The following is a 22,193-nucleotide window of genomic DNA, read 5'->3' on the forward strand; positions in this document are numbered from 1 at the left end:
CCAAGCGGGTCAATCGTAGCGCCCGATCGCCAGATCCGTTGCGTCGATCTCCGGTGACCGCCCGCTGACGAGGTCCGCGACAATGCGGGCAGAGCCTGAACTCATGGTCCAGCCGAGCGTGCCGTGACCGGTGTTGAGGAAGAGGCCGGCGATGCTGGTCGGGCCGATGACCGGCGTGCCATCGGGCGTCATGGGCCGCAATCCCGACCAGAAGGAGGCCTTGGAGACGTCGCCGCCTGGGAAAAGGTCGGTCACCGAATGCTCCAGGGTTCGGCGGCGGGCCTCAGCGAGATCATTGGTATACCCCGAGATTTCGGCCATGCCGCCGACGCGGATACGGTCGCCGAGGCGGGTAATGGCGATCTTGAAGGTCTCATCCATCACCGTCGATTCCGGTGCGCGCGACGCATCATCGATGTCGATGGTCAGCGAATAGCCTTTCACGGGATAGACCGGCAGCCGGATGCCGAAAGGCTTCAGCAGCAGCGGCGAATAGCTGCCGAGCGCCACGACGACGGCATCGGCCGTCATCCGTTCGCGGTCCGTCACGACAGCGCGCACGCGACCGCCCTCGACATCCAGTCCCTTGACCGTGGTGCCATAGGCAAAGCGCACGCCGAGCGCGGACGCCCGTTCCGCCAGCGCATTGGTGAACTTGAAGCAGTCGCCGGTCTCGTCCTTCGGCGTCAGGAGACCGCCGACGAATTTCTCGCGCACATGGATCAGCGCGGGTTCGACGCGGACACAGCCGTCGCGGTCGAGGATCTCATAGGGAATGCCGTCGGCAGCCAGCGCCTTTACGTCCTTGGCCGACGCGTCGAGTTGCTGCTGGGTGCGGAAAAGTTGCAGCGTGCCCTGCATGCGCTCATCATAGGCAATGCTGGTCTCGGCGCGCAGTGAGGCGAGCGAGGTACGGCTGTAATCGGCGAGGCGCAGCATGCGGCTCTTATTAATCGCATAGCGCCCGGACGTGCAGTTTGAGAGCATCTTCACCATCCACGAGAGCATCGCGGCGTCGATTTTGGGGCGCAGGATCAGTGGGGCATGTTCCATGAACAGCCATTTCATCGCTTTCATGGGAATGCCGGGTGCCGCCCAGGGCGAGCAGTAGCCGAAGGAGACCTCACCCGCATTGGCAAAGCTCGTTTCGAGCGCCGGCCCTTCCTGCCGGTCGACCACGGTGACATCGTGGCCTGCCTTTGCGAGCTGGTAGGCTGAGGTGACGCCGATGATGCCGGCTCCGAGCACGATGACTTTCATGATTCCCTCAAGGACTGGATGGACTGCTCTCAGCAGTATTGGCGGTGATAACGGTGGCCGAGGCGCGTCAGGATCTCATAGGAAATCGTTCCGGCATCGCGCGCGACATCTTCCAGGCTCTGGTTGGGTCCGAGTACCTCAACCAGTGTGCCAAGTTGTAGTGCGCCGTCGGGAAGCGCCGTGACATCGATGATGATGCTGTCCATCGACACGCGGCCGACGATCGGCAGGCGAATGCCCTTGTAATAGACGGCGCCGCGTTGGCTCAGGCTGCGCGGCAGACCATCGGCATAGCCCGCGGCAATCGTGGCCAGGTGCATCTCATCTTCGGCGATCTGCGCCCCGCCATAGCCGATGCGCGTGCCGGGCGGCACCGTCCGGGTCTGGATGACGGCGACATCGAGCCGCACCACGGGGTCTATGGGCTGTCTTGCTCCGGTGGTGGGCTGGCCGCCATAAAGAGCAAGGCCGGGACGGGCCAGCACGCCATGGAATGCGTCATCAAGGAAGATGCCACCGGAATTGGCAAGGCAGACGTCCAGACCGCGAAATTCTTTGGCGATGCGGGTCATTTCCCCACGCTGATCGTCGTTCTGCTGGCTCTGCGTTTCGTCGGCGCAGGCCAAGTGGCTCATGACGAACAGGATCTCGATCTCTGCGGCATCCTCCAGCACTGCCGCAAGCGACGCCCGCTCCTGTGGCGGAAAGCCGAGGCGCGACATGCCGGTGTCGAATTGCAGCACCGCCGGCAGCGTCCGCTGCATGGCGCGGGCGGCAGTTTGCCAGCGCGTCAGTTGGTCGAGGGAATTCAGCACCGGCACGATGCCGCTCTTGGCGCAGGCAATCTCGGCGCCGGGTTGCAGGCCGTTGAGCACGTAGACCTGTGCATCACGGGGCAGGGCCGGGCGAAGCGCATCCGCCTCGATGAACTGAGCGACGAAGAAGTCCCGGCAACCTTCATCGTAGAGCGTCCGCGACACCCTTTCGGCGCCCAGCCCATAGGCATCCGCCTTGACGACGGCCGCTGCGCGGGAGGGAGCGATCCTCTGCGACAGACTTCGATAGTTGCGCCGCAGCGCACTGAGATCAATGGTCAGCACGCCCGAAGCGCCGTCAGCGCCGCTCGGTCGTTGCTGTCCTGCGCAAGAAATTCCGCTATCCATGCCTGCTCCTCGTCCTCGTCAGACAGGATATTGAAACGATCCGGGAAATTCCGTGCAATTATCGATTGTTCGTTGCGTCGATTGATGCTTTTTGATGAATTCAGCGAATATATGGAACGATCGTCAATGCAGGCTCTTGATGCAATCGACCGCAATATCCTTCGTCTTCTGAGGCTGGATGCGCGCATGAGCAATGTGAAGCTCGCGGCGGAAGTGGGGCTTTCGCCGTCGGCCTGTCTGCGACGGATCAAGCTGATGGAGTCCGCAGGCGTCATCCGCGGATATACCGCGCTGGTCGACACCGCGAACACGGGCGCGACGATTGCGGTTCTCATCAACATTACACTCGAACGGCAGACCGAAGACCATCTGGACCGGTTCGAGGCCGCGGTGCGCAGGCACCCGGAGATCCGGGAATGCTTCCTGATGACCGGCGGCTCCGATTATTTTCTGCGCGTCGAAGTGGAGAATGCCGGGGAATTCGAGCGCATTCACAAGGAAATCCTGGCGAAGCTGCCAGGCGTCCTGCGGATACACTCCAGCTTTTCCATCCGCAATGTCCTGGCGACGCGGGCACGACCGTCGCGTTGATTGTCGTCGTTCCGCAAGGGTACTCCGCTCGGTCCGCGTGACCTACGCCTCCTGGCGACCCGTGGTCTCACGATCGCGCTCATATCGTCTCTTGAGCGGAAACGGGGGCAACCAGGACTCGCGGCGGATGGTCCAGAGTTCGTAGGTTGGCATCAACTGGTCTGGGGCGTCCAGGGATCCGAGGTTCACCTCGATCTCGTCGTCGGTTCGTCCGAAGACGGTCGAGCCGCAACGGGGACAGAAATGCCGCCCGGCATAATCGCGTGTTTCGCCGTCGATCGTCACCGCGTCCTGAGGGAAGATCGCGGACGCATGAAAAAGGGCTCCGTGATGCTTGCGGCAGTCGAGACAGTGACAAAGGCCGACCCGGTAAGGACGTCCCGCCGCCACAAATCGGACATTTCCGCACAGGCAACCACCGGCAAACCGCTCCATGTTCGCCTCCTTGAAAAGCAAGCAGGTGCTATGCTTACAATAAACGGTACTGTCCCTGCAATTGCCCGCCGCGGGCGCGGATGCGGCGTCCCGGTGGCGGGCGATCGTGATTGGGGAAAATGGCGCACCCGACAGGATTCGAACCTGTGACCTTTGGAATCGGAATCCAACACTCTATCCAGCTGAGCTACGGGTGCATCCGTCGGCGGGTCTTCGTGACTCGCCGTCAAACCAGTTTCGCGGTCATACCCCAGACTTCCGTTTGCATCAATGCGGAAAATGCTCAAATCTGCGGACCTCTCGTCGATATGACGACGGGAAGCCGTGGCGTTGGAGGAGCGCTTCAAAGGCCTCATTTCTGCAAAGGCCTGCCGGGTGCTTGCCGTGGCTTTGGCCGGCATCCCGTGAAATCGGTCGAGATTTTCCGGGCTGCGCCGGCAAACCCTTGTGCGGCCAATGCAATGCTATAGAATTATCATTGAATTTCCAGATATTAGGCAGCTTTCCCGTTGCCTTTGCCTGGGAGGGGGGAGCAAGAGCAAGAATGGCGACCGCATGACGGACGATCGGGCTGACAACGCGGCGCGGCGCGGCGCCGGGATAGATTATTCGATGATGGAGCACGCCGTCGGCTACCGGCTGCGCCGCGCACAGCTCGCCGTCTTTCAGGATTTCAACGAAGCCTTTTCGGCCAAGGGGTTGCGGCCGACCGACTTCGCGGTGCTCCTGCTCCTGACGCGCAACCAGGGTGCCAAGCAGAGCGAGGTGGCCGAGGCGCTGGGCATCCAGCGGGCCAATTTCGTCGCCATCGTCGACGGGCTGGAGAACAAGGGTTTCGTCGTCCGGCGGAAATCGGAAATCGACCGGCGCGTCCAGTCGCTCCACATCACCGAGGCCGGGCTTGCCTATCTCGACGAGCTGCTGCCGATCTGGGACGAGCACGAGGAACGGCTTCTCGCCCAGCTCGGCGGCAAGCAGGCGCGCGACCAACTGATCGGGCTTTTGAAGCGGCTCTACGACTAGAAGGCAGGGGGTCGATAGGGTCAGGCAAGCGCGAGCCTGCGGATCGCTTCGTCGACCAACAGGTTGGCGATTTTCATGCGCGTGGTGGCCTGATGGCGGAAATCCGGATGGTGACTGTCGGGATGGTTGAGGCGGGCAAAGGCGCGGCGCTTTTCAGCGAGCGCATCCCGGCCGTGGTCGGGCTTCAAGTCAAGATCTTCGGCGATCTCTTCGATGCTCAGCCGCGTCAGATGCTGCGGAATGACCGGCGCCATTTCAGCCTCAGGCGCCGCAGCCGGCGTCGGTTCGGGCATGAGGGCGAGATAGGCGTCGAGGCGAAAGGCCTCGGCCGGCGCGTGGTGCACGCTTTCGGCGACGAAACCGGACGACAGGCCGGTCACCCGGTAGGCCGAAACCACGGGTGACGGATCCGCCTCCGCCGCCTCTTCGGCGAGCCGCTCGACCACCGACTGAAAGAGCGATTTTCCAAACAGCATCCGCGGCCTCTCCTCTGGCTGGCGCGGAAGAAAGCACGGCAAGGTGGCGCCGGGCTTGCGGCGCCCGGGCGGGACAGCGGCCGAGAGACGGCCGGATGTCAGTTCTGGCTCTGGCTCTGGCTCTGGCTTTGCCCCTTCGACTCGACCACGACGGTGACCTCGAGATCCTCGCCGGCCGGCCCGACGCGCATGCCCGAGACCGGGGCGGCGTCGGCGTAGCAAAGGCCGGTCGCCAGCCGCACATAGCGCGCATCCGGGCAGTGGTTGTTGGCCGCGTCGAAGCCGACCCAGCCGAGGCCGGCGAGGTGGACTTCCGCCCAGGCATGGGTCGCTGCCTGCTGGATGGTGTCGTCCATCTTCAGGTAGCCCGAGATATAGCGTGCCGGGAGGCCCATGCTGCGGGCGGCGGCAATCATCACATGGGCATGGTCCTGGCAGACGCCCTGGCCGGATTCCAGCGCCTGTTCGGCCGTCGTCTCGCTGTCGGTGCGCCCGGGTAGATAGGCGACCGCAGTGTGGATCGCTTCCATCAGGTCGTGCATCATGGCCAGCGGCTCGCCAGCCGAAAGGCTCTTGACCAGGTCGCGGGTCAGCTTTCCGGCCTTGGTGCGCGGCGTGTCGCGCAGGAAGAGCCACAGCGGGCAATAGCCGACATGCGGGCCGAATACGCCGGCATGATCCTCGGTCACCACCTCGCCGCAAGCCTCGATGCGGACCTCGTGGGCTTCGCCCTGGGTCGAGACGAGATGCACGTGATTGCCGAACTGATCGTTGTAGCCCGCCTCGACGGTCGCGCCATCGACGGTGATGTGCCAGCTCTCCACCCGCTGGCCGGAGCAACTCGGCGGCGTCAGCCTGAGCCGCTGCAGCGAATATTGCACTGGCGCCTCGTAGCGATAGTGGGTGGTATGGGTGATCTTCAAACGCATGATCTCTTGTCCATTCCCGGCTGCCTCAGCTGTAGAAGCGGTAGCCCTCGGTGATTTCCTGGCCCAGCCGGTTGTTGCGCGAGATGAAGCTGTCGAGGAATTCGTGCAGGCCTTGGTCGATGATCTCGCCGATCGTGGTGGAGCGCAATGTCGCGCGCACCTTCTCGGCCGTGTCGTGGGCGTCCAGACGCTCCCCGTAATCCTTGGCGATATAGCCGAGATTGCGGACGATCTTCTCGTAGGAATAGGCGAGCGAGCGGGGCATCTGGCCGTTGAGGATCAGGAAGTCGGCAATGTTGGCCGCCTTGTATTCGCCGTCATAGACCCAGCGGTAGGAGCGGTGGGCCGAGACCGAGCGCAGGATCGATTCCCACTGCATGTTGTCGAGCGAGGAGCCGACATGGGTGATCGCCGGCAGGAGTACGTAATACTTGACGTCGAGGATGCGGCTGGTGTTGTCGGCGCGTTCGATGAAGGTCCCGATGCGGGCGAAATTGTAGATCTCGTTTCGCAGCATCGAGCCGTGGAAGGCGCCGCGGATCAGGCCCGCGCGGCGCTTTACCTTATCGATCACCTCTGGCAGGTCCGAGGATTTCAGCTTGCGGGCGAGCATCTGCTTGAGGTCAATCCAGCACTCGTTGGTCGCTTCCCAGGTCTCGCGGGTGAGCGCGGTGCGCACCATGCGTGCATTGTTGCGGGCAGCCTCGACACAGGACAGCACGCTCGAGGGGTTGGCAAGATCGCGCAGCAGAAAGTCGATCGCGTCCGAGGCGGTCACCTTGGCGTGGCTTGCGTCGAAACCCTCGCGCACGTCGGCGCTGAGCAGAACCGCCGCCCAGTCGTCATCGGTCGTGTCGCTACGCGTCAGCGACATTCTCAGGCCCGCATCGACCAGGCGGGCGATGTTCTCGGCCCGCTCAATATAGCGGAACATCCAGTAGAGGCCGTTGGCGGTACTTCCGAGCATGACCATGTCAGTCCTCCAGAACCCAGGTATCCTTGGTGCCGCCGCCCTGGCTGGAATTGACCACGAGTGACCCCTGCTTGAGGGCCACGCGCGTCAAGCCGCCGGGGATGATCCGCACCTTGTCGGAAACGAGGACGTAGGGACGAAGATCCACGTGGCGTGGCGCAATCCCCTTGTTGACCAGCACCGGTACGGTCGAGAGGGAAAGCGTCGGCTGGGCGATGTAGTTGCCGGGCCGGGCTTTCAGCTTTTCGGCGAAGGCCGCGCGTTCCTTCTTCGATGCGGTCGGGCCGACCAACATGCCGTAGCCGCCCGAGCCGTGAACTTCCTTGACGACCAGATCCTCGAGATTGTCCAGGACATATTTCAGGCTGTCGGCTTCCGAACAGCGCCAGGTCGGCACATTTTCGAGCAGCGCCTTGCGGCCGGTGTAGAACTCGACGATCTCCGGCATGTAGGAATAGATCGCCTTGTCGTCGGAAATGCCGGTGCCCGGCGCGTTGGCGATGGTGATGTTGCCGGCGCGGTAGACGTCCATGATGCCCGGAACGCCGAGGCAACTGTCGGGCCGGAAGGTCAAGGGGTCGAGGTAGTCGTCGTCGACGCGGCGATAGAGCACGTCGATCGCCTCGTAGCCGCGCGTCGTGCGCATCTTCACCTTGCCGTCGATGACGCGCAGGTCGGAGCCCTCGACCAGTTCGACGCCCATCATGTCGGCGAGGAAGGAATGCTCGTAATAGGCCGAATTGTGAATGCCGGGGGTGAGCACCGCGACGCGCGGCTTGCCCTTGCAGCCGGGAGGCGCCAGCGAGGCCAGCGACTGTCGCAGCAGATAGGGATAGTCCTCGACCCGCTGCACCTTGTTTTCCTGGAACAGTTCCGGGAACATCTGCATCATGGTCTCGCGGTTTTCCAGCATGTAGCTGACGCCCGACGGCGTGCGGGCATTGTCCTCCAGCACGTAGAACTGGTCCTCGCCGGTGCGCACGATGTCGGTGCCGACGATATGCGTGTAGACGCCGCCCGGTGGCCGGAAACCGATCATTTCGGGCAGGAAGGCGTCGTTCTTCTCGATCAGCTGGCGCGGAATGCGGCCCGCCCTGATGATCTCCTGCTTGTGGTAGATGTCGTCGAGGAAGGCGTTGAGGGCGAGCACCCTCTGTTCGATTCCCTGGGCAAGACGACGCCATTCGCTGCCGGAAATGATGCGCGGGATGATGTCGAAGGGAATGAGCTTCTCGGCGGAATCCGCGTGCCCGTAGACCGCGAACGTGATGCCCGTCTTTCGGAAGATGTTTTCCGCGTCTCGCGACTTGGCGATCAGGCGGGCCGGATCCTGATGGGAGTACCAGTCGTGGTAGTTCTTGTAGGCCGGTCGCGGACTGTTGTCCGCATTTATCATTTCATCAAATGCCAACGGCGCCGTCCCCCTTTTTTGTCATTTGAGTACAACCCATTTGCCAATGCAAGAAGCGTGCACGGTGGGCATGACGAATCTGCGCAGCGCGAAGAACAGGCAAAAGCCTCAATTTCCATCAATTGCCTCGCACTATCGCCGGCGCTGCGGCCTTTTGCGCCGGTAATCTTGACGAATGCTTGATTTGAGGCCTGGCGCCTATTCGCATTTCGCCCGAAAAATAATCACCTCTGGTTGCGAAAAAATTTCGAGCCCCATGGTTCAGCGGAATTGAACGACCGCGGGAGGAAATCTCCTTTGACCTGTGTCTGCGACCCGGCTAGTCACCATCCGGCCGGGAGACCTCGAGGCACTCCGGCTGCCTCGGAATCCCTTCGGAGACCGCTCATGACCTTCAGCCTTTTCGCGCCGGCGCTCTTCGTGCTCTTGTGGTCGACGGGATGGGTGGTGGCGAAATATGCCGGCTTGTACGCCGATCCGTTGACCTTCCTGGTGCTGCGCTACAGCGTCGCCGTGGTGTTGTTCTATCTGGTATGCCGGTTCGCCGGCGTGATCTGGCCGAAAAGCCGCCGGGCCATCCTCCACGCCATCGTTTCCGGCATGTTCCTGCATGGCCTCTATCTCGGCATGATCTGGTGGGCGATCGGACAGGGCGTGCCGGCAGCACTTTCTGGTATCATCGCCGGCCTTCAACCGCTGATGACCGGGCTTGCCGCCGCATACCTGATCGGCGAGAGGCTGTCGCTTAGCCAGAGGATAGGCCTTTTTATCGGCTTTTGTGGCATTGCCATCGCCGTCCTGCCCAAGGTGTTCTCGCTCGATGCGGACGTCATCCCCGCCTATGCGGTAGCGGTCAACGTGCTGGGCATGGCCTGCGTGACCATCGGCACGATCTACCAGAAACGCTATCTGCGCGAAGGTGACCTCAGGGCGGTGGCGACACTGCAATATGTCGGCGCACTGATCGTCACCATCCCGGCGGCCCTGCTGCTGGAGGACCTGCGAGTGGATTGGGGCGTGGAGCTGTTTGCCGCGCTTGCCTGGTCGGTGCTCGGAATTTCAATGGGGGCGGTGGCCCTGCTGCTCTACCTGATCCGGCGCGGCGACGTGTCCAAGGCTGCGTCGCTGATCTATCTGGTGCCGCCGCTCGCCGCCATCGAGGCGGCCATCGTCTTCGGCGAGACGCTGACGCTGCCGATGGTCGTCGGCACGGGCGTCGTGGTGGCCGGAGTCTATCTCACCAATCGCAAGCCCGCCCTGCCATCCGCCTGATACGGTTCCGGGACGAAAAATGGCGCGGCCGAGGCCGCGCCAGATCAATGGTCAGTCAGTCAAGCCGGAAAGGCTCACGCCTCGCGGCGACGGGTCCGCTGCTGGCCGCCGGGGCCGCTCGGGCGACCGGAGGCCGGCTTGCCGTGGGCCGCAGCCGGACGGCCTGCGCCGCCACTGCCACCCTTGCGCTGGCCGGGCTTGCCGGCGGGACGGCCTTCGCCGTCATGCTTCGGACGGCCCTGGCCCTGATGGTTGCGGTTGTTGCCGCCGGGAGCGCCGCCACCGCCGCCACGACGCTGCGGGCGGGCCGGACGGCTTAGATTGGTCGGCGCTTCGCCGCTGGCGACCGGAATGTCGATGCCCATCAGGCGCTCGATGTCGCGCAGCAGGCGGCCTTCGTCGGGCGCGCAGAAGGCGACCGCGATGCCGTCACGGCCGGCACGGGCGGTTCGGCCGATGCGGTGAATGTAGGCGTCCGGCACTTCCGGCAGGTCGTAGTTGAAGACGTGGCTGACGGCCGGGATGTCGATGCCGCGGGCGGCGACGTCGGTGGCGATCAGCGTACGGATCTCGCCGTCGCGGAAGCCCTTGAGTGCCCGTTCGCGCTGGCCCTGGCTCTTGTTGCCGTGGATCGAGGCGACCGAGAAGCCGACGATCTCGAGGTGCTTCATCAGCTTTTCCGCGCCATGCTTGGTGCGCAGGAAGACGATGGAGCGGCCGTCCGGATTGTCGGTGAGGATCTTCTTCAGCATCTCCGTCTTGGCGTTCTGCCCGGCAACGAAGTGCACGTGCTGCTCGACCTTGTCGGCGGCCTTGCCCGGAGGCGAGACTTCGACCTTGGCCGGGTTGTTGAGGAAGGTCGCGGCCAGATCGGCAATGGTCTTCGGCATGGTGGCCGAGAACAGCAGGGTCTGGCGCTTGACCGGAACCATCTTGGAGATCTTGCGCAGGTCGTGGATGAAGCCGAGGTCGAGCATCTGGTCGGCTTCGTCGAGCACCAGATAGGTGACGGCGCGCAGCGAAATGGCGTTACGCGAGATCAGGTCGAGCAGGCGGCCCGGGGTGGCGACGAGGATGTCGGTGCCCTTCTCCAGCTGTAGCTGCTGCTTGCCGATCGAGGCGCCGCCGACGACCTGGTTGATCCTCAGCGGGGTCTTCTTGAGGAATGAGCGCAGGCTGTCGGCGATCTGGTTCACCAGTTCGCGGGTCGGCGCGAGAATAAGCGTACGGGTCGTCCGGTTGTCCGGACGGGTCGGCTTGGCGAGCAGCATTTCGATCAGCGGCAGGCCGAAGGCCGCCGTCTTGCCGGTGCCGGTCTGGGCCAGACCGATCAGGTCGCGGCCTTCCAGCACGATCGGGATCGCCTTCAGCTGGATCGGGGTCGGCGTGTCGTAGCCGAGGCCGGTAACCGTGGCGGCAATGTTCTGCGACAGGCCAAGCTCAAGAAAGTTGGTCAATTCTAATACCTTTTCGGGGCGCCACGCGACATCGGGCGAAATCGCTGTGTGCGATCGTGCCTGTCTCGTAGCGTCAAGAACCCCGCGTGAATTGGGAACTTGTAAGTTGGAAAAAACTTTCCAGCGCGTTCGGTTGCATCGAGCAACTATTTGTCGTGCGCTTTGGATCCTTCTTCGCGTCTAGGGTAGATCGCGGGCCGCTCACGCGGCGGCCGGAAGGTGAAAGCTGACCTGCAAATGGGCCTTTCGGCTTGGAAAGTCAAGGAAATGTTTTTGCGTTGCGGCAAAAGCGAGGAGCCGGGATGGTTCCTTCGAAGTGCTCTCTGCGGTTCAGATCCTCAGCGGCTGGCTGTAGAGCAGAGACGAATCCTTGCTGAAGAAGGATGCGGTTCCGCCCCCCGGCTCCAGGCTGACCAGCAGGAAGCCGGGGGTCGGCGAGGCAAACAGGCTTTTCGCGTGCGGCCGGGGCGGACGGCTGCGGCTGCCGCTGCCCGACACGAAATAGCTGACCCGTTCCGAGCGCAGGGCCTCCAGGTGGTGGTCGTGGCCGCACAGATACATGCTGACGCCGTGGCGGTCGAGGATCGGCTTCAGGCGTTCGCCCAACAGTTTGCTGTCGCCGTGGCGGCCGCCGGAAAAGACGGGATGATGGCCGACGACGATCTTCCACGACGCCTGGCTAGCGGCAAGCGACTGATCGAGCCACGAAAGCTGTCTTTCTGCGTCCTGATGCAGCAGGATTTCGAGGAGGTTGTCACCCTTAATTCTCTGTGTGTCGAGGAAGAAAAAATCCGCCTTCGAGCCGGCAAAATCGCGTGTGACCGCGAAATTGTGGCCTGGCATGGTCCAGCGCTGGCTTTTCTTTGAATAGTCGATCTGCGCCTGGGCGCTGCCGCCGTAGTCGTGATTGCCAAGCACCGCGTACCAGGGAACCTGCAGCGATGGCGCGCTGTAGATGTCCTCGAAGCTCGTCCGCCACTTCTTGTCCACGGTGCTGTCGACACCGCTTTCATAGAAGTTGTCGCCGGTGGAAATGACGAAGGAGATCGCGTTCCGCTGGCCGATCACGCCCATGGCCTCGGCGACGGCGCCTGCAGTTGCACGCGACTGGCCATCCCCCCAATCGCCGACCACCAGGAAGGAGAGCGCCTTTGAGGCCTTGCCCGCGGTCTTGCCAGCTGCATGGGCGACGCCACCAAGAGCCAGCGAGGCGAGGGCTCCCTGGATGAAGCTGCGGCGGGTATGAGACATGCACTTGTCCTTCATGATCGTATCTGCGGCGGGTCTTGGCTTGCCGCAGTCCATGCAGCCTGAAAGGCTCGGGCAAGGCAAGAGGACTATTGTCACATATTGAGACCCTCGCTTTCCTGCGCAAGGGTCGATCATTGTTCCGTGGTTACCTCGCATTTACCATTCGAGAGCATTTTCTGGGCAGGAGTGCAGTTCTTGAACATGGGTGGCGATTTGCTCAACATAGCCTGCGAGAAGATCGCCGAACTGGAGGCTCCAGCCTTCATCAAGGACAGCGAGCTGCGCTATGTGACCGTCAACGATGCCTATGCGCGGTTCTTCCGGGAAGAGCCCGAGGCTTTCGCCGGCAAGACCGACCGCGAGTTGTTCGGCCACCTCGATGACGGCGCGCGCGACGATCGCGAGCGTCAGGTCGTCGTCTTCGGCGACGAGCAAACGACACTTGTCTTCGACCCGCTTGGCCATGGCCGCTATCCGTTGCGTATCGAACGCTTTTTCGGTGACGACAATTCCATTTATGTGTTCGGCATGTTCGAGGAGGTCCCATCCTCCGAAACGCCGACGGAGCGGCGCGAAGAAAAGCCGACTGCGGCAAGGCTGTCGGCCGAGGCCATGGCCACCACCCACGACAGCGACGAACTCTTCCTGGCCACGCTGGAGGACCTGCCGGTCGCAACCTATGTGCGCGACGCCCGGCATAGGATGGTCTTCGTCAACGCCGCCTTCGTCGACATGGTCGGCTTGCCGAAGGAACGTCTTCTCGGCAAGACCGAGCACGAGTGCTTTCCCGAACGAGGCGATGAATTTCATGCTGCCAACCGTCTGACACTCGAGGAAGGCGTGACCTTCGAGGCGGAGGATGTATTCCATCGCCCCGATGGCATAGTCGTGCCGGTAATTGCGCGCGCCAGCCGCATCGTGACGCCGAGCGGCAGGCGCTACATGGTCGGTTCGATCACCGATATATCGACCTTGAAAACGCGCGAGACCCAGTTGATCGAGGCACAGGACGAGGCCGAGGGCCTGCATCGCCACGTGGAAAGTCTGCTCAGATCGATGCCGGTGGGCGTGTTGATCCTCGCTGTGGACTACACCATCGACTACGCCAACGACGCCTTCTACGACATGCTCGAAGCGGAGACGCCGGTCGACATGGCCGGATGGCACTATCGGGATTTTCTGGCCTACAATCTCCGCCGTATCGGATCGAAGAACGTCGAAGCCGATCTCGATCGGGTTTTCGAGAAACGTATGACGCAGTTCAGCGAGGCGGAGAGCGTCGGCACGACCCGTGCCGAAACGCTGGGTGGCCGGATCCTGGCAATTCGCAGCAAGCGCCTGGCCAGCGGCAAGATCCTGATCACCTATTCCGACATCACCGCGCTGCATCAGCGGGAGCAGGAGAGCGTGCTCTATCGCACAGCGATCGAGCAGTTGCCGGTTCCGGTGTTCATCCGTGACGGCGAACGCAGGCTGATCTTTGCCAATTCCGCCTATGCGGCACTGCAGGGTGGAGAACACGGCGAATTCTACGGGCTCAACGAGGAACAGATGTTCCCGCAATTGGGGCAGCAGTTGCGCGAGGAAAATTTGCACCTGCTTGAAACCGGCGAGGCGATCGAGCGCGCCCAGGAACTGCCGATGGCCGACGGCCGCACTCTCTCTGTCATCACACGCGTCAATCGCATCGCCACTCCCGATCAACAGCCCTACCTTGTCGGTTCGATCACGGATGTATCAATTCTGAAGGCGCGGGAACGGGAGTTGATGCAGGCGCAGGCGCGCGCGGAAAAGCTCTATGGCGACATCGAGAACATTCTGCGGATCATGCCGGTCGGGGTGATCATCCTCAACGAGGATCTGGTCATCGAATTCGCGAATTCCAAGAGCCGGGAGATCTGGGATTGGCCGGACGATCGGTTGATCGAGGGGACGACCTTCCGGGATTATGCCAGGACCAACCAGGACCGTGGCTGGGTCTGGGAAGGGGGCAAGGAATTCGAGGCCGGGCTCGAGGAGCGCGTCGCCGAGCTGCGTGCGCTCGATGGTACGATCCAGCGCGAACTCGTCTATCCTGACGGCAAGCAGGTGCTGATCACCACCACGTCCCTTGTCGACCGGAAGTTCCTTGTCACCTATTCGGACTTCACGGAGGTGCGGCGCCAGGAGCGGGAGTTCAGCGAGGCGCGCGAACAGCTCGAACGGCTCGGACAGTTCATGCAGGATGCAACGCGCGTCATGGCGCAGGGCTTGGCCTTCGTCGAGGACGGCGTCATCATCCAGTCGAACGAGGCGCTGGCGAACATCCTTAGCGTTCCGCAGATGTATCTCGAGCCGGGGCAGAGTTGGCACGCCTGTTTCGCCTATTGCGCCAGACGGGGCGACTTCGGTGACGAGCCCATGGCCAAGCTGAAGAGATGGCAGGAGAAGATCCACTCCCACCAGTCCTTCTCCGAGGTGTTTCTTGCCGATGGCAAGACGTGGGTGCAGCTTGATGCGACGGTCAGCCGGCGCGGTCACTGGATGCTGCTCTATTCCGACATCACCGACATCAAGACCCGTGAGGCGGAACTCACCGTTCTGCTCGCCCGCAGCGAAGCCGCCGACAAGGCCAAGTCCGAATTCCTCGCCAACATGAGCCATGAGATTCGCACCCCGATGAACGGCGTGCTTGGCATGGCGGAACTCCTGGCGAAATCGGCACTCGATACCCGCCAGAAGACCTTCGTCGACATCATCGTCAAATCAGGCAATGCGCTTCTGACTATCATCAACGACATCCTCGATTTCTCCAAGATCGATGCGGGACAGCTCAAGCTGCGCAAGGTGTCGTTCGATCCCGTCGAAGCGATCGAGGACGTGGCGACGCTGTTGTCAGCTTCGGCCGCGGAGAAGGACATCGAACTCATCGTCAAGGGCGATGTGACCGTCCGCCACATGGTTTCCGGCGACCCGGGCAGGTTCCGCCAGATCGTCACCAATCTGGTCGGCAATGCGATCAAGTTTACCGAAAAGGGTCATGTCCTGATCGAACTGTCCAGCACACCCTCCGACGGTTCGGAAGTCATGCTGACGATGCGGATCGAGGATACCGGCATCGGTATCCCAGAGGACAAGCGCGCCTCGATTTTCGACAAATTCTCCCAGGTCGACACGTCCTCGACGCGGCGGCACGAGGGAACCGGGCTTGGTCTTGCCATTACCGCTGGCCTGGTCGACCTGTTCGGCGGCTATATCGATGTGGATAGCAGGGTCGGCGAGGGCTCCGTTTTCACTGTGCGCTTGCCGTTTGCGGTCTCCCAAGAACGCCAGAAGCAGCATCCCCTGCCGGTGAATGTCGGTGGCGCGCGTGTACTGGTGATCGACGACAATGATATCAATCGCCGTATTATCACCGAGCAACTGGCGCTCTGGGGCTTCGATGGTGTCGCCGTTGAAAGCGGCCACGCAGCGATGGCGGTTCTCGAGGAGGCCTATCACCTTGGCGTGTCGATCGACGCCCTGATCATCGATTACCAGATGCCGGTGATGAACGGGCTGGACGTCGCCCGAATGATCCGTGCGGACAAGCGCTTCGCGACGATCGCGATGATCTTCCTGACGTCGATGGATATGGTCGGCGACGAGCGGATCTTCCAGCAACTGAACGTCCAGGCGCATCTGATGAAGCCGGCGCGCGCCAATCTCTTGCGCAGCGCCATCGTTGATGTCGTCCGTGCTGCGCGGCTGGGGAACCCGGCCGGTGTCCAGCAGCGCGCAAAGCAGCCTGCGCGCGTGGCCCCGACGCCGGCGAGCAATGGGACGCGACCGTCTGCGGCGGAGGGCGTCTACGCACCGCGAAGTGTCCCGCTCGCAGAACAGCCCGGGCGAGCGACACCGTCGCGGACCGGCTACGACCTCCTGATCGCCGAGGACAACGAAGTCAACCAGATTGTCTTCCGGCAGATCCTGCAGGCGGCCGGTCTGTCACTTCACGTCGTCGGCAACGGCCGCGAGGCCGTCGAAGCCTGGCGGGCAGACAAGCCGCGGTTGATCGTCATGGACGTCTCGATGCCGATCCTCAACGGCCATCAGGCGGCGCGTACCATTCGCGAGGCGGAGAAGGCGGAGGGCGAGGGGCGCCACGTGCCGATCATCGGCGTCACAGCCCATGCGCTCGACAGCGACCGGGAAGCCTGCCTTGCCGCCGGCATGGACGACTATCTGTCCAAGCCGATCAGCCCGGAACTGCTCGAGGCGAAGATCGAGCGCTGGCTCGGTCATTCCTTGCGCGACGGATCAGGCCTGCTCGATTCCGGCAATTGACGCGGGCTTCACGCCGCAGAGCATTTCCCGTTTTCCGGCAAACCCCTTGCGCCGCTCCACGGCGTAGCCGGCGGCAATCAGATTGCGGCGGACGAAGCCGGCAGCCGCATAGGTGGCGAAGCTGCCGCCCGGTACTGTGTGGCCGTAGACTTCGCCCATCAGTTCCGGCGACCACATCGCGGCGTTGCGGGCGGGGGCAAAGCCGTCCAGGTACCAGGCGTCGAAGCAAAGCGGGCAGGTGCCAAGGCTCGCGAGCGCGTCGCCGCACAGCACGGTCAGCTGCGTCTGTTCGTCGAGCGCTATGTCGACCGCACCGGCTGGATTTTCCGGCCAGCGTGCGACGAGCGCTTGCCGCTCGGCGTCGATTTCCGGCCAGCGCGACAATGCCCGCGACAAGTCTTCGGCGCGCATCGGATAGAGCTCGAACGAGACGAAATGCAGGCGGCCCCCCTCTTGTCGCGTGGCCTTCCATTGTCGCCATGTCTCGCAGGCGTTGAGGCCGGTGCCGAAGCCCAACTCACCGATGCGGAATGTGCCGGACAGAACCCAGCGCTCGGGCAGGCTGTTGCCGGCGAGGAAGACGTGGCCGCATTCGAGGCGCCCGTCCGTCTGGCAATAAAAATGGTCGTCAAAGCCGGTTGAATAAGGCATATCGCCATCGTGCCAGGCGAGTTCCTGGGCGGCCGGCGCGGTCGGTAATGTCGAGGTGGAATGAGCCATGACCATAGCGGATAATGCCAGCGGGCTTGCCGGTCAATCGCGCGTCGCATTGCTGATCGTCGGCGGCGGGATCATGGGTCTCTGGGCGGCGCTCAAGGCTGATCGGCTGGGCATCGATACGCTCCTCGTTGACAAGGGGCCTCTTGCTCTGGGCGCGAGCGGCGGACTGCTCGGCGCCCTGATGTCGCACATGCCGGACAGGTGGAGCGACAAGAAGCAGTTTCAGTTCGACGCATTGTTGTCGCTGGAAGGTGAGGTGCGCGCGCTCGAGGCCGAGACGGGCCTTTCTGCGGGTTATCGCCGTTGCGGTCGTCTGATCCCTCTGGGCAAACCGCATCTGAGAACGATCGCCGAGCGCCATGAGAAGGAGGCGAGGGTCAACTGGCAGGCCGGGGACCGGTCCTTCCAGTGGAACACCAGCGATGCATCGCTGTTCTGCCCGGATTGGCCCAACCCCGACCTCTGTGGCGCGGGGATTGTCCACGACACCTTTGCGGCGCGGGTTTCTCCGCGCGGACTGACCGCCATGCTGGTCGAGCGCCTGCGCCGGGCGCGCCATGTGCGGATCGTCGAGGGATGCGGCGTCGCGGCGGTCGAGGGAGATGCGGCGCGGTTGGCGGATGGCACCACGGTCGGCTTCGGGCATTGCATCGTTGCGGCCGGGCACGAAGCCTTCCCCCTGCTCGAAACGCTCGGCCCGCCGCTGCCACGCCCCCTTGGCCGGCCGGTGAAGGGGCAGGCTGCCATGCTGAAGGGCGACATTGATCCGGGCTTGCCCTTGCTCTATCTCGACGGGCTCTATGTCGTGCCGCACGAGGGCGGAATGGCCGCCATCGGCAGCACCAGCGAGGAGCAGTTCGACCAGCCTTTCTCGACGGACGAACAGCTCGAAGACCTGATCGAGCGCGGTCGCGCGCTGGCGCCGGTGCTGAAATCGGCCGTGATCGTGGAACGATGGGCCGGGCTGCGGCCGAAGGCGGTCGACCGGGATCCAATGGTCGGGCCGCATCCGGACACGCCAAACGTCATCGCGCTCGCAGGCGGCTTCAAGGTCAGCTTTGGCCTGGCGCATAGACTCGCTGACGCGGCGCTTGCGGCGGTCGAGGCGCAGCCGATGCTCATGCCGGACAGCTTTCAACTGGCAAGCCACATCGGTGTTGCTACACGCAAGGCGTGAGCCTTTCCCTTGTTTCCCTTCGTCATACTGTCACGCAAATCACCTAACTGCTCTGGTATAACGTCGATTGCTAAAATGGACGTCCCCCGGAAACGAGGTGTCGCATGCGGTATGCTATCTATTTCACCCCGTCCTACAGCGATCCGCTGACGCTCGCGGCTGCGAGCTGGCTCGGGCGCAGTATCTATTCCGGCGAACCGGTCGAGCATCCGGCGGTTCGCGGCCTGGGCATTCACGAGATCGCCTTTCACACCGCGCTGCCGCGCCGCTACGGATTCCATGCGACGCTGAAAGCGCCGTTCCACCTTCGCGGGGACTGCACGGAGGCCGCCCTTTTGCGCGAGCTAATGCGCTTTGCCGGGACGCTCGAGCCGTTCGAGCTTCCGCGGCTGGTGGTCGGGCGTCTCGGAGACTTCTACGGTCTCCTGCCGGAGGCGCCCTGCGCCGCGCTCGATTATCTTGCCGCTGCCGTGGTGCAGCAATTCGACGGCTATCGCGCCCCGCTCAGCGAGGCGGAGATCGAGCGGCGCAATCCCGATGGCCTGTCTGCGTCGCAATTTTCCAACCTGAATCGCTGGGGTCATCCTTATGTGATGGACGAATTCCGCTTCCACATGACGCTGACCGGGCCGCTGCTCGCTCGCGATTTCGACCGGATCGAAAAGGCGCTGGTCGGACATTTCGAGCCGTTGCTTGCGCAGCCGGTCGAGATCGCCAATCTGGCGCTGTTCGTCGAGAAGGAGCCCGGCGCGCCGTTCCTCGTGCATTCGCTGCATCCGATGGGACGAGTTGCCGCCCGGAAGATCGCCTAAGCGCCAGAGAAGACCGCTGCCGGAAAGGCAGCGGCCCGCGCATTCGTTTGCTCTCGACATCGGGCGCTGGCCTGCTTACCGTCTGGCGTCCGATTTCAGGGTGATTTGATGCACGACGCCAACTATCCCCGCGACCTTGTCGGCTATGGTCGCACTCCTCCCGATCCGCAATGGCCGGGCGATGCCCGCATCGCCGTGCAGTTCGTCGTCAACTATGAGGAGGGCGGCGAAAGCTCGATCCTCGACGGCGACCCGGCCTCCGAAAGCCTGCTGTCCGAGATCGTCGGCGCGCAGCCGTGGCCCGGCCAGCGCAACCTCAACATGGAATCGATCTACGAATACGGTTCCCGCGCCGGCTTCTGGCGGCTGTGGCGGATGTTCACCGAGCGCAAGGTGCCCGTCACCGTCTACGGCGTGACACTCGCCATGGCCCGCAATCGGGAGGCCGTCGCGGCGATGAAGGATGCCGGCTGGGAGATCGCCAGCCACGGCTACCGCTGGCTGGAATACAAGGATGTCCCGGAAGATCTCGAACGCCAACACATTCTCGAAGCGGTTCGCCTGCACAAGGAACTGACCGGTTCGCATCCGCTCGGCATGTACCAGGGCAAGCCGTCGAACAACACGCTGAAGCTGGTGATGGAGGAGGGCGGTTTCCTTTACTCTTCCGACAGTTACGCCGACGATCTGCCTTATTGGGTGGATGGCGTGGACGGCAAGCCGTTCCTCATCATCCCCTATACGCTGGAAGCCAATGACATGCGTTTCGCCACGCCGCAGGGCTTCAATTCCGGCGAACAGTTCTTCGCCTATCTCAAGGACACGTTCGACGTGCTCTATGCGGAAGGCAAGGCGGGCAGCGCGAAGATGATGTCGGTCGGCCTCCACTGCCGCCTCGTCGGCCGCCCCGGCCGGGCGGCGGCCCTTGCCCGCTTCATCGACTACGTGACGAGCCACGAAAAGGTGTGGATCCCGAAACGAATCGAGATCGCCGAGCACTGGCACAAGCACCACCGACCGGACGGGACGTAAGATGATTGCAAGAGACGACTTCACTTCCCGCTTCGGCGGTGTGTTCGAACACTCGCCTTTTATCGCCGAACGGGCTCATGACGCCGGTCTGGTCGTCGAGCCGCTGACGGCATCCGGCGTGCATGCGGCGCTCGTCGACAAGTTCCGGGCTGCCTCCCACGAGGAACGCCTCGGCGTGCTGCGCGCCCATCCGGATCTGGCCGGCAAGCTGGCGATCGCCGGCGAACTCACCGAGGACAGCGCTAAGGAGCAGGCGGGTGCCGGGCTCGACCGGCTTTCGCCCGAGGAACATGCCCGCTTCACCGCGCTCAACACCGCCTATACGACCAAATTCGGCTTTCCCTTCATCATCGCTGTGAAGGGGCTGACGAAGGACGATATTCTTGCCGCCTTCGAGACGCGGATCGACAACGGCCGCGAGACGGAATTCGCCACGGCCTGTGCGCAGGTCGAGAAAATTGCCCGGCTTCGCCTCGAAAGCCTCTTTCCGGAGAAGAACTGACATGCCCGAAATCTCGACCGTGGTGCTGCCCGACTTTGCCGCAGGCGCCGTCAATCTCGCCTCGGCCCGCCTCGGCGCCCAGGGCATCTTCTCGACCGACGAGTTCTTCGCGCCGCTGTCGCGCATGCTGAACGACGCGCCGGCCGAATTCGATCCGGATCGCTACGATGACAACGGCAAGTACATGGACGGCTGGGAAAGCCGGCGCAAGCGGGTGCCCGGCCACGACTGGTCGGTGATCCGCCTGGCGATGCCCGGCCGCATCTTCGGCTTCGACGTCGACACCCGCTTCTTCACCGGCAACTACCCGCCGCATTGCTCGATCGAGGCGGCCTATGTCGCTAAGGGCGATCCGACCGAGGCCACCGTGTGGACCGAACTCCTGGCCAAGTCGCCGCTCGGTCCGGGCGCCCAGCATTTCTTCGAGAATGCCGATCGCGACAAGGTCTGGACCCATCTGCGGCTGCACATCTATCCGGATGGCGGCGTGGCGCGGCTGCGCGTCTACGGGGCGGCGCATTTCGATTGGTCGAAGGTCAGCGCGGATCAGGAACTCGATCTCGCTTATGTCTTCCACGGCGCCAAGGCGCTCGCCTGGTCGGACGCCCACTATGGCCACCCCGACAAGATGCTCGGACCGGGACGCGGCCTCAACATGGGCGACGGCTGGGAAACCAAGCGCCGGCGCGGGCCGGGCCATGACTGGGCGATCATCCGCCTCGGCCATGCCGGCCTGATCAGGCGCATCATCGTCGATACGCATTTCTTCAAGGGAAATTATCCGGACACCTGCGAACTGCTGGGCGCCTATCTGCCGGAGGCCGGCGACAGTTGGAGCGAGGCGGATATTGCCGCGTCGGAAGGCTGGAAGCCGATTCTTGGCCGGCAGAAACTGGAGATGGACCGCGAACACGAATTTTCCGGGTCGCTCATCGCCGATATCGGGCCGGTGACCCATGTGCGCTTCGCCATGCATCCGGATGGCGGCGTCATGCGCCTGCGCCTGTTCGGCACCAAGGCCTGAGGCCGGAACCTTGAGGGGCGCCCTACTGCTTGGGCGCCTCTTCCATCTCGCGGATCGCTTCCTGGTGATACCAGTTGCCGCACTCGACGATGACCGGGCGTGCGCGGCCCTCGCGCTCCCGCATTTCCCTCAGCTTCTGAATGTTTCGAACCGGGAACTCTAAGATCTTCGCCGATTCCCGAACCATGTTCGTCGTCATGCTACTGCCCTCGTTGTTCATCGAGAACGATGCCCGATGGCTGAGTCTACCAGAGTTTTCACGCCTACGCACACAGAAAGTGCAAGATGCCTAATATGTAGGCATAATATGCGGCGCGCTGGCGATGATCGCGATTTCATCATTTCGCTGCGTGCGATCCGTCGTGCCGGGAAACACGCCA

At 63.1% G+C, this 22,193-nt stretch carries 20 protein-coding genes and 1 tRNA gene; 9 read left to right on the forward strand and 12 right to left on the reverse strand.

Going from position 1 to position 22,193, the window contains the following annotated elements; genetic code table 11:
* Positions 1-9: 9 nt before the first annotated feature.
* Both ACWPVA_RS03115 and alr read right to left on the reverse strand, forming a co-directional pair.
* A complete protein-coding gene (locus ACWPVA_RS03115) occupies positions 10-1,260 on the reverse strand; it encodes a D-amino acid dehydrogenase (protein ID WP_454286278.1) in 1,251 nt (416 codons plus the stop codon).
* 29 nt (positions 1,261-1,289) lie between these two features.
* A complete protein-coding gene (gene alr / locus ACWPVA_RS03120) occupies positions 1,290-2,423 on the reverse strand; it encodes an alanine racemase (protein WP_454286279.1) in 1,134 nt (377 codons plus the stop codon).
* Between the two features lie 126 nt (positions 2,424-2,549).
* On the opposite strand from alr, the gene ACWPVA_RS03125 reads away from it, so the two are divergent.
* Positions 2,550-3,014, forward strand: a complete 465-nt coding sequence (locus tag ACWPVA_RS03125; protein WP_454286280.1) for an Lrp/AsnC family transcriptional regulator — start codon at positions 2,550-2,552, stop codon at positions 3,012-3,014.
* Positions 3,015-3,056: 42 nt separating this feature from the next.
* Here ACWPVA_RS03125 and ACWPVA_RS03130 read toward each other — a convergent pair whose 3' ends face one another.
* Complete coding sequence (locus ACWPVA_RS03130; RefSeq protein WP_454286281.1) at positions 3,057-3,449, reverse strand: GFA family protein; 393 nt, start codon at positions 3,447-3,449, stop codon at positions 3,057-3,059.
* A 120-nt stretch (positions 3,450-3,569) separates the two neighbouring features.
* Positions 3,570-3,646: transfer RNA gene (locus tag ACWPVA_RS03135), tRNA-Arg, on the reverse strand.
* 358 nt (positions 3,647-4,004) lie between these two features.
* Between ACWPVA_RS03135 and ACWPVA_RS03140 the strand changes: the two genes are divergently transcribed.
* The gene (locus ACWPVA_RS03140; protein ID WP_454286282.1) at positions 4,005-4,472 is read left to right on the forward strand and encodes a MarR family winged helix-turn-helix transcriptional regulator; all 468 of its coding nucleotides are present in this window, start codon (positions 4,005-4,007) and stop codon (positions 4,470-4,472) included.
* A gap of 20 nt (positions 4,473-4,492) precedes the next feature.
* Here ACWPVA_RS03140 and ACWPVA_RS03145 read toward each other — a convergent pair whose 3' ends face one another.
* From ACWPVA_RS03145 to ACWPVA_RS03160, 4 genes are all read right to left on the reverse strand, one after another.
* Complete coding sequence (locus ACWPVA_RS03145) at positions 4,493-4,948, reverse strand: hypothetical protein (RefSeq protein ID WP_454286283.1); 456 nt, start codon at positions 4,946-4,948, stop codon at positions 4,493-4,495.
* 98 nt (positions 4,949-5,046) lie between these two features.
* Positions 5,047-5,877, reverse strand: a complete 831-nt coding sequence (locus ACWPVA_RS03150; RefSeq protein ID WP_454286284.1) for a transglutaminase family protein — start codon at positions 5,875-5,877, stop codon at positions 5,047-5,049.
* 25 nt (positions 5,878-5,902) lie between these two features.
* On the reverse strand, positions 5,903-6,844 hold the full coding sequence (locus tag ACWPVA_RS03155; protein WP_454289516.1) for an alpha-E domain-containing protein: 942 nt from the start codon (positions 6,842-6,844) through the stop codon (positions 5,903-5,905).
* Between the two features lie 7 nt (positions 6,845-6,851).
* The gene (locus ACWPVA_RS03160; protein WP_454286285.1) at positions 6,852-8,261 is read right to left on the reverse strand and encodes a circularly permuted type 2 ATP-grasp protein; all 1,410 of its coding nucleotides are present in this window, start codon (positions 8,259-8,261) and stop codon (positions 6,852-6,854) included.
* Between the two features lie 387 nt (positions 8,262-8,648).
* Between ACWPVA_RS03160 and ACWPVA_RS03165 the strand changes: the two genes are divergently transcribed.
* Positions 8,649-9,533, forward strand: coding sequence for a DMT family transporter (locus tag ACWPVA_RS03165; protein ID WP_454286286.1), 885 nt, complete (start codon positions 8,649-8,651; stop codon positions 9,531-9,533).
* A 74-nt stretch (positions 9,534-9,607) separates the two neighbouring features.
* On the opposite strand, the gene ACWPVA_RS03170 is transcribed toward ACWPVA_RS03165, so the two are convergent.
* Together ACWPVA_RS03170 and ACWPVA_RS03175 are read right to left on the reverse strand one after the other, a co-directional pair.
* On the reverse strand, positions 9,608-10,990 hold the full coding sequence (locus ACWPVA_RS03170) for a DEAD/DEAH box helicase (protein ID WP_454286287.1): 1,383 nt from the start codon (positions 10,988-10,990) through the stop codon (positions 9,608-9,610).
* Positions 10,991-11,320: 330 nt separating this feature from the next.
* The gene (locus ACWPVA_RS03175; protein ID WP_454286288.1) at positions 11,321-12,241 is read right to left on the reverse strand and encodes a purple acid phosphatase family protein; all 921 of its coding nucleotides are present in this window, start codon (positions 12,239-12,241) and stop codon (positions 11,321-11,323) included.
* 201 nt (positions 12,242-12,442) lie between these two features.
* On the opposite strand from ACWPVA_RS03175, the gene ACWPVA_RS03180 reads away from it, so the two are divergent.
* On the forward strand, positions 12,443-16,546 hold the full coding sequence (locus tag ACWPVA_RS03180; protein WP_454289517.1) for a PAS domain-containing protein: 4,104 nt from the start codon (positions 12,443-12,445) through the stop codon (positions 16,544-16,546).
* Here ACWPVA_RS03180 and mnmD read toward each other — a convergent pair.
* Complete coding sequence (gene mnmD, locus ACWPVA_RS03185; protein WP_454286289.1) at positions 16,520-17,266, reverse strand: tRNA (5-methylaminomethyl-2-thiouridine)(34)-methyltransferase MnmD; 747 nt, start codon at positions 17,264-17,266, stop codon at positions 16,520-16,522. The genes ACWPVA_RS03180 and mnmD overlap by 27 nt on opposite strands.
* Here mnmD and ACWPVA_RS03190 point away from each other — a divergent pair.
* The 5 genes from ACWPVA_RS03190 to alc all read left to right on the forward strand — a co-directional run bounded on the left by ACWPVA_RS03190 (position 17,265) and on the right by alc (position 21,813).
* Positions 17,265-18,443: an NAD(P)/FAD-dependent oxidoreductase gene (locus ACWPVA_RS03190; protein ID WP_454286290.1), complete on the forward strand. Its 1,179-nt coding sequence runs from the start codon at positions 17,265-17,267 to the stop codon at positions 18,441-18,443. The two genes, mnmD and ACWPVA_RS03190, sit on opposite strands and share 2 nt — an antisense overlap.
* A 104-nt stretch (positions 18,444-18,547) precedes the next feature.
* Positions 18,548-19,255 carry a DUF1045 domain-containing protein gene (locus tag ACWPVA_RS03195; protein ID WP_454286291.1) on the forward strand — a complete coding sequence of 236 codons (708 nt, stop codon included), beginning with the start codon at positions 18,548-18,550 and terminating at the stop codon, positions 19,253-19,255.
* Positions 19,256-19,363: 108 nt separating this feature from the next.
* The gene (gene puuE / locus ACWPVA_RS03200) at positions 19,364-20,287 is read left to right on the forward strand and encodes an allantoinase PuuE (RefSeq protein WP_454286292.1); all 924 of its coding nucleotides are present in this window, start codon (positions 19,364-19,366) and stop codon (positions 20,285-20,287) included.
* Position 20,288: 1 nt separating this feature from the next.
* Positions 20,289-20,789 (forward strand): 2-oxo-4-hydroxy-4-carboxy-5-ureidoimidazoline decarboxylase, encoded by a 501-nt coding sequence (gene uraD / locus ACWPVA_RS03205; protein ID WP_454286293.1) that lies wholly within the window; start codon positions 20,289-20,291, stop codon positions 20,787-20,789.
* 1 nt (position 20,790) lies between these two features.
* Positions 20,791-21,813: an allantoicase gene (gene alc, locus ACWPVA_RS03210; protein WP_454286294.1), complete on the forward strand. Its 1,023-nt coding sequence runs from the start codon at positions 20,791-20,793 to the stop codon at positions 21,811-21,813.
* Positions 21,814-21,835: 22 nt separating this feature from the next.
* Here the strand turns inward: alc and ACWPVA_RS03215 are convergent, their stop codons facing one another.
* Positions 21,836-22,012, reverse strand: a complete 177-nt coding sequence (locus tag ACWPVA_RS03215; RefSeq protein WP_454286295.1) for a DUF2735 domain-containing protein — start codon at positions 22,010-22,012, stop codon at positions 21,836-21,838.
* Positions 22,013-22,193 lie beyond the last annotated feature (181 nt).

It is taken from the genome of Rhizobium arsenicireducens, assembly GCF_964021225.1.